This is a genomic window from Agromyces binzhouensis (assembly GCF_004135055.1).
Classification (GTDB): domain Bacteria; phylum Actinomycetota; class Actinomycetes; order Actinomycetales; family Microbacteriaceae; genus Agromyces; species Agromyces binzhouensis.
Genome location: NZ_SDPL01000358.1, coordinates 1 through 3,334, shown reverse-complemented (window position 1 = coordinate 3,334; position 3,334 = coordinate 1). Strand labels below are relative to the sequence as shown.

General features: G+C 73.5%; 4 protein-coding genes. All 4 read left to right on the top strand.

Annotation, left to right across the window (positions count from 1 at the left end):
- The coding region (ribD, locus tag ESO86_RS14075; protein ID WP_129235567.1) for a bifunctional diaminohydroxyphosphoribosylaminopyrimidine deaminase/5-amino-6-(5-phosphoribosylamino)uracil reductase RibD at positions 1-793 on the top strand (793 nt) is incomplete at its 5' end.
- Between the two features lies 1 nt (position 794).
- A complete protein-coding gene (locus tag ESO86_RS14070; RefSeq protein ID WP_129235566.1) occupies positions 795-1,496 on the top strand; it encodes a riboflavin synthase in 702 nt (233 codons plus the stop codon).
- Complete coding sequence (gene ribA, locus ESO86_RS14065; RefSeq protein WP_129235565.1) at positions 1,493-2,797, top strand: GTP cyclohydrolase II; 1,305 nt, start codon at positions 1,493-1,495, stop codon at positions 2,795-2,797. The genes ESO86_RS14070 and ribA overlap by 4 nt, the downstream gene beginning before the upstream one ends.
- The gene (ribH, locus tag ESO86_RS14060; RefSeq protein ID WP_129235564.1) at positions 2,794-3,264 is read left to right on the top strand and encodes a 6,7-dimethyl-8-ribityllumazine synthase; all 471 of its coding nucleotides are present in this window, start codon (positions 2,794-2,796) and stop codon (positions 3,262-3,264) included. The genes ribA and ribH overlap by 4 nt, the downstream gene beginning before the upstream one ends.
- Positions 3,265-3,334: the final 70 nt, after the last annotated feature.

The window sequence follows — 3,334 nt, the reverse complement described above, 5'->3', positions numbered from 1 at the left end:
GTGCGCCCGAGCACTCGTCGAGGCGGGCGTCGCGCGCGTCGTCTACGCGGTCGACGACCCCGGACCCCACTCGGCGGGCGGCGCCCGAACGCTCGGCGAGGCCGGCGTCGAGGTCGTCGGCGGCGTGCTCGCCGACGAGGTGGAGGCGTTCCTCGAGGACTGGCTCTTCGCCGCCCGCGAGCGCAGGCCGCGCGTCACGGTGAAGTGGGCGTCGAGCCTCGACGGCCGGATCGCCGCCGCGGACGGCACCAGCCGGTGGATCACCGGCCGGGAGGCGCGTGCCGACGTGCATCGCCGCCGGGCGGTCGCGGACGCGATCGCCGTCGGCACGGGCACCGTGCTCGCGGACGACCCCGCGCTCACCGCGCGCGACGACGACGGAGGACTCCTCGACGACCAGCCGGTCCCGGTCGTCTTCGGCACGCGTGCGATCCCCGCCGACGCGTCCGTGCTGCGGCATCCGATCGAGCCCATCAGGCTGTCCGGCACCGAACTCTCCGACGACCTGGCGGAGCTCCAGCGACGCGGCATCCGCTCGCTCTTCGTCGAGGGCGGGCCGACGCTCGCGAGCGCGTTCCTCGCCGCGGGCCTCGCGGACGACCTCCTCGTCTACCTCGCACCCGCCGTCATCGGCGGTCCGCGCACCGCGATCGGCGACATCGGCGTCGGCACGATCGCCGAGGCGCATCGCTTCCACATCACCGAACTGGTGCGACTCGGCGACGACGTCCTCGTCGTCGCCCGGCCCGACGCGGCCGAGCACCCCGAGACCACCACCCGAGAGAGGGTCTGACATGTTCACCGGAATCATCGAGGAACTCGGCGAGGTCACCCGCGTCGAGCCGGCCGCCGACGTCATGCGCGTGACGGTCCGCGGGCCGAAGGTGGTCGAGGGCGTCCGCCACGGCGACTCGATCGCGGTCTCGGGCGTGTGCCTCACCGTCGTCGACGCATCCGACGAGACGTTCACCGCCGACGTGATGGCGCAGACGCTCGCGATGTCGACGCTCGACACCGTGGCGGGGGGTCGACGGGTCAACCTCGAGCGCGCGGCCCTCGTGGGCGATCGGCTCGGCGGCCACATCGTGCAGGGGCACGTCGACGGCACCGCCGAGGTGCTCCAGGTCGTCCCGGGCGATGCGTGGCGCGTGGTGCGCTTCTCCCTCCCCGCGAGCCTCGCCGCGCTCGTCGTCGACAAGGGATCGATCGCCGTCGACGGCGTCTCGCTCACCGTCAGCGGCCTCGGCGACGAGCCGGAGGGGTCGTGGTTCGAGGTCTCGCTCATCCCCGAGACCCTCTCGGCGACGACGCTCGGATCGCTCGCGCCGGGTGACCGGGTGAACCTCGAGACCGACGTGCTCGCCCGTCATGTCCAGCGGATGCTGCGCCTGGACGCCCACCACGCCCTGCCCTCGTCGCTCGCCGAGCCGGGCGGGGCGGGCCGGGAGGTCCGCGCGGACGACCCGGCGTCCTCGTCGATCGGAGGCGACCGATGAGCCTCGCCACGATCCCCGAGGTGCTCGACGCGCTCCGCGCCGGCAAGCCCGTCATCGTCGCCGACGACGAAGCGCGCGAGAACGAGGGCGACGCGATCATGGCAGCCGAGTTCGCGACCCGCGAGTGGATCGCCTGGATGGTCCGGAACACGAGCGGCTACCTCTGCGCGCCGATGCCGAACTCGTTCGCCGACCGGCTCGGCCTGCCGCTCATGGTCGAACGCAACGAGGACGCGCGCGGCACCGCGTACACGGTGTCGGTGGATGCGGCGGACCGCACCTCGACGGGCATCTCGGCATCCGACAGGGCCCACACCCTGCGCGTGCTCGCCGACCCCGATTCGACGCCCGACACGCTCATCCGCCCCGGGCACATCCTCCCGCTCCGCGCGGTGGACGGCGGCGTCCGCGAGCGTGCGGGCCACACCGAGGCCGCGGTCGACCTCATGCGCCTCGCCGGCCTCTCCCCCGTCGGCGTGATCGGCGAACTCGTGGAGGACGACGGCGAGATGATGCGCCTGCCCGGCCTGATCGAGTTGGGCGAGCGAGAGGGCCTGCCGGTGACGACGGTCGCGGCACTCGTCGACTGGCTCCGCGCCCGCCACGGCGGGCAGGACCTCGCGGCCGGCGAGTCCCCCGCCTCGATCGACGAATCGGCCCGGGTGCAGTTCGAGGTCGAGACGAACCTGCCGACCATGCATGGGATGTTCCGCGTACGCGCGTACCGCGACCGCAACACGGGTGCCGACCACCTCGCGATCATCGCCGGCGACCCCGCGGCCGACCCCGCCGGAGCGATCACGCGCGTGCACTCCGAGTGCCTGACGGGCGAGGCGATCGGCTCGCTCAAGTGCGAGTGCGGCCCTCAGCTCGATGCGGCGTTGTCGACGATCGCCGACCGGGGCGGCGTGGTCGTGTACCTCCGCGGCCACGAGGGCCGCGGGATCGGGCTCATCAACAAGCTGCGCGCCTACCGGCTCCAGGAGGGCGGCCTCGACACGCTCGACGCGAACGTGGCGCTCGGCCTGCCGATCGACGCGCGCGACTACACGGCGGCGAGCGCGATCCTCGACGACCTCGGGATCGAGCGCGTGCGCCTGCTCACCAACAACCCCGAGAAGGTGCACCAGCTCGAGGCCCACGGCATCCGGATCGCCGACCGCCTCCCCCTCGTGGTGGGCGTCGGCGCGGTGAACGCCGGCTACCTCGAGACCAAGCGCACCCGCATGGGACACGCCATCGACGACCGGCAGCTGACCGATGCTGCCGCTGAGGAACTGCTGAAGGGACACGCATCATGAGCGGCACCGGATCACCCGAATTCGACGTGGACGGAGAGGGCCTCCGCGTCGTGATCGTCGCCGGGAGCTGGCACGACGAGATCACCGACGGGCTCATCGCGGGCGCGACGCGCACCCTCGAAGCGGCGGGCGCCGCATTCGAGCTGGTGCGCGTACCGGGCAGCTTCGAGCTCCCGGTGGTGTCGAAGGCGGCGCTCGAGGCCGGGGCCGACGCCGTCGTGGCGCTCGGCGTCATCATCCGCGGCGGCACGCCGCACTTCGAGTACGTCTCGTCGGCCGCGACCGACGGCCTCACCCGCGTCGCACTCGACACGGGCAAGCCCGTCGGCTTCGGCGTGCTGACCCTCGACGACGAGCAGCAGGGCCTCGACCGGGCCGGCCTGCCCGGGTCGAAGGAGGACAAGGGCCGCGAGGCCGCGGAGGCCGCGATCGCGACGGCGAACACCCTCAGGGCGCTGCGCGGCTGAGCTGCGGGGAACGGCGCCCGGCGATCAGCGTCCAGTGCGCGTGCGCCGCCGGGCGGCGACCAGCCACCCC

Bases quoted from the DNA above. Each gene is read 5' to 3' on its own strand.
- ribA (WP_129235565.1), top strand. From the start codon at position 1,493: ATGAGCCTCGCCACGATCCCCGAGGTGCTCGACGCGCTCCGCGCCGGC.
- ribH (WP_129235564.1), top strand. From the start codon at position 2,794: ATGAGCGGCACCGGATCACCCGAATTCGACGTGGACGGAGAGGGCCTC.
- ESO86_RS14070 (WP_129235566.1), top strand. From the start codon at position 795: ATGTTCACCGGAATCATCGAGGAACTCGGCGAGGTCACCCGCGTCGAG.